The 13149-nt window shown below is 68.0% G+C and carries 13 protein-coding genes; 5 read left to right on the top strand and 8 right to left on the bottom strand.

From position 1 onward, the window contains the following. Positions 1-3: 3 nt before the first annotated feature. Positions 4-363 (bottom strand): NADH-quinone oxidoreductase subunit A, encoded by a 360-nt coding sequence (locus OG219_RS28240; RefSeq protein WP_007383963.1) that lies wholly within the window; start codon positions 361-363, stop codon positions 4-6. A 714-nt stretch (positions 364-1077) separates the two neighbouring features. On the opposite strand from OG219_RS28240, the gene OG219_RS28235 reads away from it, so the two are divergent. Further along, positions 1078-1908 (top strand): C40 family peptidase, encoded by an 831-nt coding sequence (locus OG219_RS28235; RefSeq protein WP_266831068.1) that lies wholly within the window; start codon positions 1078-1080, stop codon positions 1906-1908. Positions 1909-2106: 198 nt separating this feature from the next. Continuing rightward, positions 2107-2733, top strand: a complete 627-nt coding sequence (gene def, locus OG219_RS28230; protein WP_266831066.1) for a peptide deformylase — start codon at positions 2107-2109, stop codon at positions 2731-2733. A 74-nt stretch (positions 2734-2807) separates the two neighbouring features. Here def and OG219_RS28225 read toward each other — a convergent pair whose 3' ends face one another. Further along, on the bottom strand, positions 2808-4103 hold the full coding sequence (locus OG219_RS28225) for a geranylgeranyl reductase family protein (RefSeq protein WP_266831063.1): 1296 nt from the start codon (positions 4101-4103) through the stop codon (positions 2808-2810). 99 nt (positions 4104-4202) lie between these two features. Between OG219_RS28225 and OG219_RS28220 the strand changes: the two genes are divergently transcribed. Beyond that, positions 4203-4709, top strand: coding sequence for a GNAT family N-acetyltransferase (locus OG219_RS28220; RefSeq protein ID WP_266831061.1), 507 nt, complete (start codon positions 4203-4205; stop codon positions 4707-4709). 81 nt (positions 4710-4790) lie between these two features. Further along, positions 4791-5132 (top strand): PASTA domain-containing protein, encoded by a 342-nt coding sequence (locus OG219_RS28215; RefSeq protein ID WP_266831059.1) that lies wholly within the window; start codon positions 4791-4793, stop codon positions 5130-5132. Positions 5133-5181: 49 nt separating this feature from the next. Here the strand turns inward: OG219_RS28215 and OG219_RS28210 are convergent, their stop codons facing one another. The 4 genes from OG219_RS28210 to OG219_RS28195 form a co-directional block, all read right to left on the bottom strand. After that, positions 5182-5874: a demethylmenaquinone methyltransferase gene (locus tag OG219_RS28210; protein WP_266831057.1), complete on the bottom strand. Its 693-nt coding sequence runs from the start codon at positions 5872-5874 to the stop codon at positions 5182-5184. Between the two features lie 82 nt (positions 5875-5956). Next, the gene (locus OG219_RS28205; protein WP_266831055.1) at positions 5957-7321 is read right to left on the bottom strand and encodes an acyltransferase; all 1365 of its coding nucleotides are present in this window, start codon (positions 7319-7321) and stop codon (positions 5957-5959) included. Beyond that, on the bottom strand, positions 7322-9667 hold the full coding sequence (locus OG219_RS28200) for a bifunctional polysaccharide deacetylase/glycosyltransferase family 2 protein (protein ID WP_266831053.1): 2346 nt from the start codon (positions 9665-9667) through the stop codon (positions 7322-7324). A gap of 19 nt (positions 9668-9686) precedes the next feature. Further along, positions 9687-10070: a hypothetical protein gene (locus OG219_RS28195; protein WP_266831051.1), complete on the bottom strand. Its 384-nt coding sequence runs from the start codon at positions 10068-10070 to the stop codon at positions 9687-9689. Positions 10071-10377: 307 nt separating this feature from the next. On the opposite strand from OG219_RS28195, the gene OG219_RS28190 reads away from it, so the two are divergent. After that, entirely contained in the window at positions 10378-11406 is a 1029-nt protein-coding gene (locus tag OG219_RS28190) for a chitinase (RefSeq protein ID WP_266831049.1), read from the top strand. Between the two features lie 61 nt (positions 11407-11467). On the opposite strand, the gene OG219_RS28185 is transcribed toward OG219_RS28190, so the two are convergent. Together OG219_RS28185 and mqnC are read right to left on the bottom strand one after the other, a co-directional pair. Beyond that, on the bottom strand, positions 11468-11914 hold the full coding sequence (locus tag OG219_RS28185; protein ID WP_266831047.1) for a hypothetical protein: 447 nt from the start codon (positions 11912-11914) through the stop codon (positions 11468-11470). Positions 11915-11921: 7 nt separating this feature from the next. After that, complete coding sequence (mqnC, locus tag OG219_RS28180; RefSeq protein WP_266831046.1) at positions 11922-13121, bottom strand: cyclic dehypoxanthinyl futalosine synthase; 1200 nt, start codon at positions 13119-13121, stop codon at positions 11922-11924. Between the last annotated feature and the right edge of the window lie 28 nt (positions 13122-13149).

Below are 13149 nucleotides of genomic sequence, written 5' to 3'. Positions count from 1 at the left end.
CCCTCAGTCCCATTCCAGGCCGCCGCGCCGCCATACGTACGCGTACGCCACGAAGACGGTGAGCACGAAGAGCAACATCTCCACGAGCCCGAAAACACCCAGGGCGTCGAAGGTGACGGCCCAGGGGTAGAGGAAGACGATCTCGATGTCGAAGACGATGAAGAGCATCGCCGTCAGGTAGTACTTGATGGGGAATCGCCCGCCGCCTGCCGGCGTGGGGGTCGGCTCGATACCGCACTCGTAGGCCTCGAGCTTGGCCCGGTTGTAACGCTTTGGACCGATAAGCGTGGCCATGACCACGGAGAAGATCGCAAAGCCTGCCCCGAGGGCTCCCAGTACGAGGATCGGCGCATACGCGTTCACGCTCCTCGCTCCTCTCAGTCGGCGTTGACTGCTGGCGGTTGCGTCGGGCAAGCACTCCTGCCCCTCGTGCCTCACGAGCTCCACCCGTCCCGGCGAAGATCGCTTACATGTGAAGCAGGTCACAAGCCCAACTGCCCCGCATCTTATGCCCGCCGGTCTGTGATCTGCGACACGGGGTACGACAACGACTTTGTGATCTCCACCACCCGGCGAACGATCATGAAGTCGGAAGAGCGGTGATCTTCGCACGTGAAGCGTCCGAACGGTCACCAGAGGTGATATTTGCGCTCGTCACCGCAGGTCCAGGACGGCGTCTCCATATCAAGAGGCTTCCTCTGCATGCAAATTGGTGCTGGACGCGGAGCCTTGATAGAGGACGCGTTCACACGTCAGAGGGAGGTGGGCGGAGGGATGTGGACGCGTGCACACATTCACGAGCGGAGGTGGCCGGGATTCCCGCGCGAGACGCCGTCGCCGCGGTGACCGTTCCGTGACCTGCGCCACATCCACCTATGGGTCGGATAAGCCGGGCTTGGCCATCGGCTTCAACCGGTGGTAAGTGACGGGCAATCCGGACGTAATACGGAAAGCCCATGATCACGGGCTTGATGGGCCGTGTCCGCAATGCCCGTTACGGCGTCAATAAAGAGTGACGCCAGGTGAATTCGGCACAGGGATTGAACAACTGTGGCGCAGCACACGTTTCTTGAAGGTATGAGGGAGTCCCTGGTACCGGTTGTACTCATGTCCCACACCGCTCACATACGCAGCCACCGGAAACCCCGCCGCAACGCGTCGACACTCGCGATGCGCGCCGGAGTTGCCGGTGGCGTTCTCAGCACCCTGGCAGTGGCCGGGGCGTCCGGTTCGGCGAACGCTGCCGAGACGACGCAGACGCTCGACCTGTCCGCCCTGACGGCCGATCTGGCCACTCAGGTCGCGCAGTCGGCGGACGCCACCCAGCAGGCCGCGGCGAACTATGAGCTGCAGGCGGAGCGCGACGCTGCCGCCGCCAAGGCCGCACAGCAGGCCAAGGCGGACCTCGCGGACGCCAAGGCGAAGGCGGCGGCCAAGAAGAAGGCCGCCGACGAGGCCGCGCGCAAGGCCGCCGCGGAGGAGGCCGCTTCGCGTTCCGCGGAGCGGGAGACCCTGTCCGCGTCCGCTTCCACGTCCGTCTCCGCCCCGGCCAGCGGCAGTGTCGCGACCGTCATCGCCTTCCTCAAGGCGCAGGTCGGCGACGCGTACGTGATGGGTGGCACCGGCCCCAACTCGTGGGACTGCTCCGGTCTCGTGCAGGCCGCGTTCAAGCAGGCCGGCGTGGACCTGCCGCGCGTCTCGGGTGACCAGTCGACGGCCGGTACGCCGGTGTCGCTGTCCAACCTCGCGGTCGGGGACATCCTGTACTGGGGTTCGGCCGGTTCGGCGTACCACGTGGGTGTCTACATCGGTGACGGCCAGTACCTGGACGCGGCCAACCCCTCCAAGGGTGTGGTGATTCAGGACCTTTCGGGCTACCCGGCCACCGGTGCGGTGCGCGTTCTCTGAGCTGAGCCGCAGGAATCGTCAAGGTTGAGGGCCGTCGCTCGGGAGAGCGGCGGTCCCTTCGCCATGTCCGGTGCGCGGCTGGCGCTGTGCCAGGTGTTCTGTTGTCGTGGAGCCCGCAAGGGGGCCACGAGGGCCCACAAGGGTTCACCAGGGCCCGCAGGGGTCCACAACAGCTTCACACCTCAAGGAGACACAGCGATGCCCCGAGTGTTCGTGCAGGGAAAGCCCGTCGACTCGTATCCGGCGCTCTCGCCGGAGGCACGGCGCGGGGTGGTGCGCCGGATCACGGAGGTCGGGGAAGAGGTGCTACACCGGCCGTGCCGGGATGTCACCGAGTTCGGCCCCGATCTCGCCGCTCTCATCGGCGACATGTTCCTGACGATGCGCGTCGCGGACGGAGCCGGCCTCGCCGCCAATCAGGTGGGCGTGGATCTGCGGCTGTTCGTCTACGACTGCCCGGACGACGATGGAGTCCGGCATGTCGGTCATATCGCCAACCCGGTTCTGGATCAGCTCGATCCGGCCGGCCGGCGTCTCCTCGAAGAGGGGGAAGGGTGCCTGTCGGTGCCGGGCGCCGTCGTGGACGTACCCCGCCCCGATCGTGCCGTGGTGCGCGGCTTCGACCAGGACGGGAACGCCCTCACCATCGAGGGAACGGGGTACTTCGCCCGCTGCCTCCAGCACGAGACCGACCACGTCAACGGTCAGGTCTATCTGGACCGGCTCTCCAAGCGGGAACGGCAGGACGCGCTGCGGCAGATGGAGGACCGGCGCGAGCGGGTCTTCGCCCGCCGCGCCGTCCGGACAGCGGAGCTCGGCCGCTGATCAGGCCATCGAGAGCCCGCTGTTCAGCCCGTCGAGAGTCCGCCGATCAGCTCAGCTCGCCGAGAGCCCGCTGATCAGGCCTTCGGAGCCACCTTCGACAGCCCGTTGATGATGCGGTCCATCGCGTCGCCGCCCGTCGGGTCCGTCAGGTTGGCGAGCATCTTCAAGGTGAACTTCATCAGCAGCGGGTGGGTGAGACCGCGCTCCGCCGCGATCTTCATGACCCTCGGGTTGCCGATGAGCTTCACGAAGGCGCGGCCGAGTGTGTAGTAGCCGCCGTAGGTGTCCTTGAGCACGCGCGGGTAGCGCTGGAGGGCCAGTTCGCGCTGGCCGGGAGTCGCCCGCGCGTGCGCCTGGACGATGACGTCGGCGGCGATCTGGCCGGATTCCATGGCGTAGGCGATGCCCTCGCCGTTGAAGGGGTTCACCAGGCCACCGGCGTCGCCGACCAGCAACAGCCCCTTGGTGTAGTGCGGTTGGCGGTTGAAGGCCATGGGGAGGGCGGCGCCGCGGATCGGGCCCGTCATGTTCTCCGGCGTGTAGCCCCAGTCCTCCGGCATCGACGCGCACCAGGCCTTGAGGACTTCCCGCCAGTCCAGTTCCTTGAAGGAGTCGGAGGTGTTCAGGACACCGAGGCCGACGTTCGACGTGCCGTCGCCCATGCCGAAGATCCAGCCGTAGCCGGGGAGGAGGCGGTCCTCGGCACCCCGGCGGTCCCAGAGCTCCAGCCAGGACTCCAGGTAGTCGTCCTCGTGGCGCGGGGAGGTGAAGTACGTACGGACCGCGACGCCCATCGGGCGGTCCTCGCGGCGGTGCAGGCCCATGGCCAGGGAGAGGCGGGTGGAGTTGCCGTCGGCCGCGACGACCAGCGGGGCGTGGAAGGTGACTTCCCGCTTCTCACCGGTGTCGCCGAGTTTGGCGTGGACTCCCGTGATGCGGCCCGTGCGGTCGTCGATGATCGGGGCGCCGACGTTGCAGCGCTCGTAGAGGCGCGCGCCCGCCTTCTGCGCCTGGTGCGCGAGCTGCTCGTCGAAGTCGTCCCGCTTGCGGACGAGTCCGTAGTCGGGGAAGGAGGCGAGATCAGGCCAGTCCAGCTGGAGGCGGACGCCGCCGCCGATGATGCGGAGGCCCTTGTTCCGGAGCCAGCCGGCCTCCTCAGAGATGTCGATGCCCATGGAGACGAGCTGCTTGGTGGCGCGCGGGGTCAGCCCGTCGCCGCACACCTTCTCCCGCGGGAACGCGGTCTTCTCCAGGAGCAGGACATCCAGTCCGGCCTTGGCCAGGTAGTACGCGGTGGTCGAACCGGCTGGCCCGGCCCCGACGACGATGACATCGGCGGTGTTTTCGGAGAGGGGCTGGGGCTCGGTCACGGCGGGTTCTCCCCAAGATTCGCAATCAACGTGCCGACGGGCACTGGACATGGGCAGTCTATGCAGCGGTACTGATCACCTGGCTGAAGGGCTGCCCCCGTGAACCGAGCTCTCCCCGACGTGACGCTCCGTGTCCCCACCGACGAGGACGCCTTCGCCTGGCACCGGATATTCGCCGACCCGGAGGTCATGGAGTTCCACGGGGGCAGGGCGGCCGAACTGTCCGTGTACGAGGAGCTCACCGCGCGCCAGCGCATGCACGACGCGGAGCTGGGGTTCTGTCTGTGGACGATGGTCGGCCCGGAGGGCGAGGTGCTGGGGTTCACCGGCGCGCAGCCGTGGACGCGGGAATGGGGACCCACGGGCGAGATCGAGATCGGCTGGCGGCTCGGGCGGGCGCACTGGGGCAGGGGGTACGTCACGGCGGCCGCCCTCACCACCCTGGAGAGGGTGCGTGCGGGGGGCGTCTCCCACGTCGTCGCCATGGTCAGAGCCGACAACGAGCGGTCCATCGCGGTGACCCGGCGCCTCGGCATGGAACTGGCCGAGAGCTTCCCCCACCCGGAGCTGGAGCAGCCCGCGCACTGCTACCGGCTGACCCTCTGAGCGCTGTCGGCAAGCCACCCGACGGCTTCCGGAAGGGCACGGCAGGGGCTTACCCTTCCGGTACCGCTGGGGGTGACGTCTGTGCGCATAACACCCAAGACACCCGAAGTGCGCGTACCGCGGCTCGTGGGGCTGATGGCCGTGGACGCGCGTGAGACGGCCGAGGCGCGAGGTGTGCTGCTCGCCGCGCCCGACCGGCCCGACTTCCATCTCACCGTCGTCGATTACGTCGTACGGCAGTATCCGCCGCCCGGCTCCGAGGTGCCGCGCGGAGCCGTGGTGACGGTGTGGTTCGACTTCGGTGACACGGAGGGCGGCGGGGGCGCGGGGGTGCGCGAGCCACGCAGGACGGGTCCGCCGCCGGGCGGTCTGCACCGCGAACTCGACGAGCCGGGCGACCCGTTCGAGGTGCTCAGGTACTGACCGATGCACCCGAATCAGGTACTGACCGATGCACCCGAGTCGGACCGGGTCAGGCCTTGAAGCCCCGGTGCAGGGCCACGACCCCGCCCGTCAGGTTCCGCCAGGCCACCTTGGACCAGCCCGCCTTGCGCAGGCGCTCGGCCAGCGCGGGCTGGTCGGGCCACTCGCGGATGGACTCGGCGAGATAGACGTACGCGTCGGGGTTGGAGGAGACCGCGCGGGCGACCGGTGGCAGCGCGCGCATCAGGTACTCGGTGTACACCGTGCGGAAGGGCGCCCACGTCGGGTGCGAGAACTCGCAGATCACCACCCGGCCGCCGGGCTTCGTCACCCGGTACAGCTCGCGCAGCGCGGCGTCGGTGTCCTGCACGTTGCGCAGCCCGAAGGAGATCGTGACCGCGTCGAAGGTGTCGTCCTTGAAGGGCAGCTTCGTCGCGTCGCCCGCCGTCAGCGGCAGCCAGGGGTGGTTCTTCTTGCCGACGCGGAGCATCCCGAGAGAGAAGTCGCAGGGGACGACGTACGCGCCGGTGCGCGCGAAGGGGAGGGACGAGGTGGCCGTGCCCGCCGCCAGGTCCAGGATCTTCTGTGCGGGCCGCGCGTCGACCGCCTTCGCGACCTCCTTGCGCCACACCCGGTCCTGGCCGAGGGAGAGCACGTCGTTCGTCAGGTCGTAGCGTTCCGCGACGTCGTCGAACATCGAGGCGACTTCGTGCGGCTGCTTGTTCAGGGATGCGCGGGTCACGCCCCCATTGTGGCAGTACGGACCGGACGACTCTCCAGCGCCCGGCCCGTACGCCGGTCTTCATAAAAAGGGACTTGAAGCCCTACGGCAGCAGCTTCGGCTTCTTCTTCGCCGCGACGTCCTCGACCCAGCCGAAGAGCGGTATCGCGATCCAGATCAGCACCCAGCCGATGCCGAACATGAACCACTGGCTCTCCAGCGGCAGCCACCTCTCGAACGCGGGAACCTTCCAGAACTGGTCGATCAGTGGAACCGCCAGTACCAGTGCGATCTCGTGCCAGAGATAGATCGTCACGGCTCGCCCATTGAAGATCGTCACGATCCTGTCGAGCCGTTTGTAGCGGGCGAGCCAGGCGAAGTCGACTTCGTAGTACGCCTTGAAGTACATCAGCAGCGTCACGAAGCCGGCCGAGAAGTAGGCCTGGGCGAGCGGGATCTCGTCCAGGTCGTACGTGCCGAACTCCGCCTGGTGGCCGAAGGCGTACCAGCCGCCGAACGCCAATGCGGCCAGCGAGGCCACGACCACCAGGGGCGGCTTCAGCCGCTGGAGCACGCCCTCGCGGTGCGCGAAGCCGACGAGCCAGCAGAAGAGGTAGGTGGCCAGGTCCGTGAGGGCGCTGCCGAAGCGGTTCCACGGCGGCGTCCACCCGTACTGGAAGACCACGATCGGGACGAGGGAGAGGAGCAGGACCGGAATCGGAGCCTTCCGGAAGATCCACAGGAGCAGCGGCGACAGCAGGACGAACCAGAGGTACGTCCGCAGGTACCAGAGGATCTCCCAGGCCTGGACACCCCACTGGTTGCCGGGCGGGTCACCGACCGGCACGATCCAGAAGACGATCTGCCAGCCCGGCATCCAGTCGTGGATCAGCATCGCCACCACGACGAAGGCTCCCCAGAACCAGAAGGGCGGCAGCAGCCGCCGCATCCGGCTCTTGACCACCTTGAACGCCGGGCGTTCAAGGGACTTGGCCATCAGCGTGCCGGCGAGCGCGAACATCACGCCCATCGACGGGAAGACCATGCCGGCCCAGGCCCAGCCGAAGGTGTGGTACGTCACCACGCGGACGAGCGCTACGGCGCGCAGCGCGTCGAAGTAGCGGTCACGACCGCCGGCCTTCGGCTTGGGCGCGGGCTCCGGCTCCGGTTCCTCCAGCGCCGGGTCCGGGGGCTCCTTCTCGGGGGAAGCCGGGGCCTCGGCCTGGACCGGGTCCAACTGGGCGGTGGTCGAGGCCGCTTCCGGTTCCGGTTCCTCGGGAACGTAGCTCCAGGGCTGTTCGTACTGCACGGGCTGTTCGTACTGAACGGGCTGCGCATACGGCTGCTGCACGGGCTGCGCGTACCCCTGGTCGTACTGCTGGGGGTACCCCTGTGCGTACGGCTGAGGCTGCTGCCCGTACCCGTAGCCGTACCCCTGCTGCCCTTGCTGCTCGGACCCCCAGCTCATCTAGCTCACCCCTGCCCGAGTCCCGACCTCGCCCGTGCGCTTGAGCTTCTGCCAGCGGAGGCGTCCGCCGGTCAGGGCCGTGACGCTGGAGTGGATCAGGACCAGGTACATCATCTGGCGGTACGCGAGTTGCTGGAGCGGCATCATCGCGAGGTAGCGGTACTTCTCCTTGTCGAGGTGGAACGCGTAGGCCGCGCAGACGAGTTGGATACCGAGGACGGCCAGCCAGGCGAGCAGTGCCGCCTGGAAGTCCACGAAGATCATCGAGTAGATGGTGAACACGTCGATGAGCGGCGCGAAGACCGGCGTGATGATCTGGAAGATCACGACCAGGGGCATGCCGACACGGCCGAAGCGGCCCGAAGGACCCTTGTCCGTAAGGGACTTGCGGTGCTTCCAGAGCGCCTGCATGGTGCCGTACGACCAGCGGTAGCGCTGCGACCACAGCTGCTTGAGGGAGCCGGGCGCCTCCGTCCAGGCGATGGCGTGCTCCTGGTAGACGACCCGCCAGCCGCCGCGGTGCATGGCGATGGTGATGTCGGTGTCCTCGGCGAGCGTGTCCTCGCTCATGCCGCCGACCTCAAGGACGGCGTCCCGGCGGAACGCTCCGATGGCGCCCGGGATGGTGGGCATGCAGCGCAGCAGGTCGTACATGCGGCGGTCCAGGTTGAAGCCCATCACGTACTCGATGTGCTGCCAGGCGCCGATGATGGTGTTGCGGTTGCCGACCTTGGCGTTGCCCGCGACCGCGCCGATCTCCGGGTCGGCGAAGGGCTGCACGAGCTGGTGCACGGCGTCCGGCTCGAAGACGGTGTCGCCGTCCATCATCACGACGATGTCGTAACTCGCGTTGCGCACACCGTTGTTGAGCGCGGCCGGCTTGCCCGCGTTCTCCTGTCGGATGACGCGGACGTTCGTCATGCCGAGGGACTCCGCCGCGCTGCGCGAGATCTCGGACGTGCCGTCCGTGGAGCCGTCGTCGACGACGATGATCTCGATCGGATGGGTGCTCTTCGCCAGCGACTCGAGGGTGTTGGCGATGCACTCCTTCTCGTTGTACGCGGGCACGATCACGGTCACCGGCCTGGTGACCGTCGGCCCCCAGCTGAACTGGCCGCGTTTGCCGCGTTTCTTGTTGCGCTGTCTGTAGTGGCGGCGGGCGAGGATCAGCATCATCCCGAACCTGCCCATGACGGCGACGCCGACGACGGCCAGGAACCAGGCGAGCACCGGTACGACCCATTCGGCGACCGAGACCGCCACGATGAGGGCCTTGCCCTCGTAGAGGGTGGCGCCGGTGGCCTCGGAGTGGGCGGCCTGCTCGGTGTTCCGGCCGGAGTTGCCCTGCGCCGCCGCCCCCGGCGGCTGCTGGCCGGACTCCGCGGTCTGACCGGGCTGGGCGGACTCGGCGGTCTGACCGGGCTGCTCGGCGACCCCGACGGCCTCCGCGTTGCCCGACTCCTCGCTGCGCAGCTTGGCCTCGGCGCCGCTGACCGTGGTGAAGGAGTACCCCTTCGCCTTCATCTGCTTGATGTAGGTGCCGAGCGCCTTGACCGTCTGCGCGCGGTTGCCGCCCGCGTCGTGCATGAGGACGACGGCGCCCTTGTTGTCCTCCGGCGTGGCCCAGTCGATGATCTTCGAGACGCCCGGCTGCTTCCAGTCGTCGCTGTCGGTGTCGACGAAGACGCTGGTGTAGCCGAGGTCGCCGATCTCCTTGTAGACGGGCCAGCTGTAGTTGTCGACGGCGTCGATCTCGGAGGAGTACGGGGCACGGAACAGCGTGGTCTGGATCCCCGCCGCACCCGCGAGCGCCAGCTGCGTCTGCACCAGCTCGCGCTTGAGCCGTGCCGTGCTCTGGTAGGAGAGGTCGACGTGCGTGAAGGTGTGGATGCCGACCTCGTTGCCCTGCGCGACCATGTCCTTCACCGCGCTCGGGTCACGGGTGACCATCGAGCCCACCACGAAGAACGTGGCCTGGACGTCGTTCTCCTCCAGCACATCGAGGATCTGGGGGGTCCAGGTCGGGTTGGGGCCGTCGTCGAAGGTGAGCACGATGGTCTTGTCCGGCACTGACTGTGTCTTGGACGTGCCGTTGTCGAAGGTCAGGATGGGGCCGCCGTCAAGGATCTTCTGCGGAACCTTGTCGTAGGCCGCGCCGTCGCGCACCCGCGAGTCGTTGCCGATCTCGGAGCGCAGATAGCCGTCGAGGAGCATCACACTGGTGAGCGCCAGCAGGAGGAGGAGCGCGAGGATCACGCGCGGTTTCTGCAGCGCCGCGGCCCTGCTGGCGGCCCGCTCGATCTTGGAGGGGGCGCGCCGGCGACCGCGCGAGGGCGTCGTAGTCATAAGTGTCGGTGCGTTCCGGTCAGTTGGCGCCGGTGGAGGCGGACGCGGAGGGGGACGGGGCTGCGCCGGTGGGCGGGGCTCCGCTGGGCGGGTTGCCGGTGTGTCCACCGGCGCCCGGCAGCTGCTGGTAACCGCCGCCCCCGGGTGCGCCGCCGGCCTGGCCGCCCCCGAAGGGGAACAGCTGGGACGGCGTGACCGAGATGCCCCAGCCCATGAAGGCCATGCCGAGTACGACCGCGTACCCGAGGCAGATGACACCGACGAGGGTGCCGATTCGGCGCAGCAGACGTGATCTGCGCCCGGAGTTGTCAACGAACACGGGACCTTCCGCGGCCCCGTTGCCACGTTTCTTGCGGCGGCCGCGTTCGGTGGCGCGGTTTTCGATGGCGGACTCGGATTGCATTCCCCAGATATTAGGAGGCGTTTATGTGTCAAAAACTCGGTTTCCCTTGTGAGGCGCCAATGAGAAACGCCTTAACCTGTCTTTTCCCTGAGAGAATCCATGAACATCTTCGCAGCTCAGGACGGACACATATAGACCTTATGCACCATTTTCATGCCCGACTTATCCGATTCGCCAGCCCTTTCCCATGAGCCGTCTGTGCCCTTCCTGTATTCGGGATTCACGGCAGGATGTGACACCTTTCCACTGCGGAAACGCACTTTGTTTCCATCCTGAGACAGAAATCACGAGAGCGGGTGCATGCGCAATGAGGAGTTTCCTGAAGCCGGCCGCCGGGCTCGTCTGCCTGGTGGCCCTGGCCTGTGCGGGGTGCTCCTCGGGCGGTGACGACGGCTCGGACGCGGCGTCCTCGGAGCCCTCGCAGACCAGCTCAACCCCATCGGAGACCCAGGCGGCGTCGTCCACCTCGTACGCCCCGTACGTGAGCGCCACCACCGCCTCCGACACGGACTCCACCGGGTCCCCGACGACGTACAACCTCGCTTTCGCGATCTCGGACGGCAGCGACTGCACGCCGAAGTGGAACGGCACGACCGCGATCGACGACTCGGCCGTGAAGTCCCGGATCTCCGCCCTCACCGAGTCCGGCGCGGGCGTACGTGTCTCCTTCGGCGGGGCGTCCGGCACGGAGCTCGCCGAGACCTGCGACAGTGCGTCCGCGCTCGCCGCGGCCTACGGTGCCGCGCTCGACGCGGCCGGCTCGACTCAGGCGGACTTCGACATCGAGGGGGACGCGCTGACCGACTCCGACTCGATCGCGCTCCGTTCCGAGGCGATCGCGCTGCTCCAGAAGGAGCGCACCGACCTCAAGGTCTCCTTCACGCTGCCCGTGATGCCGTCCGGTCTCGACGCCGACAGCCTGGCGCTCCTGGAGTCCGCCAACGACAACGCCGTGGCGGTCTCCACCGTCAACATCATGACCATGAACTACGGCAGTTCGTACGACGGCGACATGGGCGACTACGCGATCACCTCCGCCAAGGCCGCCCACACCCAGCTGGAGGACGTCTTCGGACTCTCCTCCGAGAGCGCCTGGCACGGCCTCGCCCTCACCTCGATGATCGGCGTCAACGACGTCGACAACGAGACGTTCACGCTCTCGGACGCCGAGCAGGTCCGCACGTTCGCGGAGGAGCAGGGGGTTGCCTGGGTCTCGCTGTGGTCGACGTTCCGCGACCAGCAGTGTGAGGACGACTCGGCGAACGACGACGCGGCTACGGATTGCAGCGGGGTTCAGCAAAGTGCGGGGGCCTTTGCTGAGGCTCTTTCCGGCTGAGTTTTGGCTGCGGGCCGTGTGTGGCTGGTCGCGCAGTTCCCCGCGCCCCTGAGGGGCGCTCTCAGTGGCGCCGGTGGACCAGCCGGCCCGCGCAGACGGTGGCGATACAGGTGCCGCCCGCGTCGAAGACCGCGAGGTCGGCACGTTCCGTGTCGGTGATCGCGGTCTTCTTCGTACGCGGGAGTACGGCGACGTCGTTGCGGGAGGCGGCGGCGCGCACGCCGGGATCGCCCGCGTACTCCCCCAGTACGGCGGTGGCGCCCGACTTCAGTACGGCGTGGACGCGTTCACGGGGTGACGGCGCCTCGGGCAGCGGCCCCTCGTGGACGAGGGCAGGCCCGAGGACTCCGGGCCAGCGCCGGACCCGCGCCCCCGGGAACCGCTCGCGCAGCTCGTCGAGCGGGCCGACGCCTGCGACCCGGTCGCCCTCGACGGCGACCCCGGCGTTCTTGAGCGGCTCGGCGTCCCAGCCGCGCCGCACCTCGTCGGCGGTGTGAATCGTCAGCACGGCAGGGCTAGTTGGACGCGAGGAGCTTCAACTCGGGGTGGGCGGTGCCACCCTCGATCGCCGTGGAGGAGATGTGCGAGGCGACCCGCTCGTCGACGGGGTCGTTCGCCGGGTCGTCGTGGACGACGATGTGCTCGTACGTCGTGGTCCGCTGGGCGGGCACGCGCCCGGCCTTGCGGATCAGGTCGATGATCTCCATCCGGTTGGAGCGGTGCTTGGCACCGGCGGAGGAGACGACGTTCTCCTCCAGCATGATCGAGCCGAGGTCGTCCGCGCCGTAGTGCAGCGACAGCTGGCCGACCTCCTTGCCCGTGGTGAGCCACGAGCCCTGGATGTGGTTCACGTTGTCCATGAACAGCCGGGCGATCGCGATCATCCGCAGGTACTCGAAGAGTGTGGCCTGCGTCCGGCCCTTCAGGTGGTTGTTCTCGGGCTGGTAGGTGTACGGGATGAACGCGCGGAAGCCGCCCGTGCGGTCCTGTACGTCGCGGATCATCCGCAGGTGCTCGATGCGCTCGGCGTTGGTCTCGCCGGTGCCCATGAGCATCGTGGACGTCGACTCGACGCCCAGCCCGTGCGCGGCCTCCATGATCTCCAGCCAGCGCTCGCCGCTCTCCTTCAGCGGGGCGATGGCCTTGCGCGGCCGGGCGGGCAGCAGCTCGGCACCGGCGCCGGCGAAGGAGTCGAGGCCCGCGGCGTGGATCCGCGTGATGGCCTCTTCCACCGACACCTTGGAGATACGGGCCATGTGCTCGACCTCGGACGCGCCGAGGGAGTGGATGACCAGCTGGGGGAAGGCTTCCTTGATCGCGGCGAAGTGCTTCTCGTAGTACTCGACGCCGAAGTCCGGGTGGTGCCCGCCCTGGAACATGATCTGCGTGCCACCGAGCTCGACGGTCTCCGCGCAGCGGCGCAGGATGTCCTCGAGGTCGCGCGTCCAGCCCTTGGCGGTGTCCTTGGGGGGCGCGTAGAACGCACAGAACTTGCACGCCGTGACGCACACGTTCGTGTAGTTGATGTTGCGCTCGATGATGTACGTGGCGATGTGCTCGGTACCCGCGTACCGCCGCTTGCGTACGGTGTCGGCGGCGGCGCCGAGCGCGTGCAGCGGGGCGTCGCGGTAGAGGTCGAGCGCCTCTTCCGGGGTGATCCGCCCACCCTCGGCGGCACGGTCGAGGACGGACTGAAGGTCGGCCTTCTCGGTCACCGGGAGCGTCCCTTTCGTAAGGGTGTGG

Origin of the sequence: Streptomyces sp. NBC_00038 (assembly GCF_026343635.1) — a bacterium.
Lineage (GTDB): Bacteria > Actinomycetota > Actinomycetes > Streptomycetales > Streptomycetaceae > Streptomyces.
Note: the sequence above shows the minus strand (reverse complement) of the source record. Positions and strands in the feature narration are given on the sequence as shown.

Coding starts and splice junctions, on each gene's coding strand:
- OG219_RS28235 (WP_266831068.1), top strand. CDS start 1,078: ATGAGGGAGTCCCTGGTACCGGTTGTACTCATGTCCCACACCGCTCAC.
- def (WP_266831066.1), top strand. CDS start 2,107: ATGCCCCGAGTGTTCGTGCAGGGAAAGCCCGTCGACTCGTATCCGGCG.
- OG219_RS28205 (WP_266831055.1), bottom strand. CDS start 7,321: ATGAGCTGGGGGTCCGAGCAGCAAGGGCAGCAGGGGTACGGCTACGGG.
- OG219_RS28200 (WP_266831053.1), bottom strand. CDS start 9,667: ATGACTACGACGCCCTCGCGCGGTCGCCGGCGCGCCCCCTCCAAGATC.
- OG219_RS28195 (WP_266831051.1), bottom strand. CDS start 10,070: ATGCAATCCGAGTCCGCCATCGAAAACCGCGCCACCGAACGCGGCCGC.
- OG219_RS28190 (WP_266831049.1), top strand. CDS start 10,378: ATGAGGAGTTTCCTGAAGCCGGCCGCCGGGCTCGTCTGCCTGGTGGCC.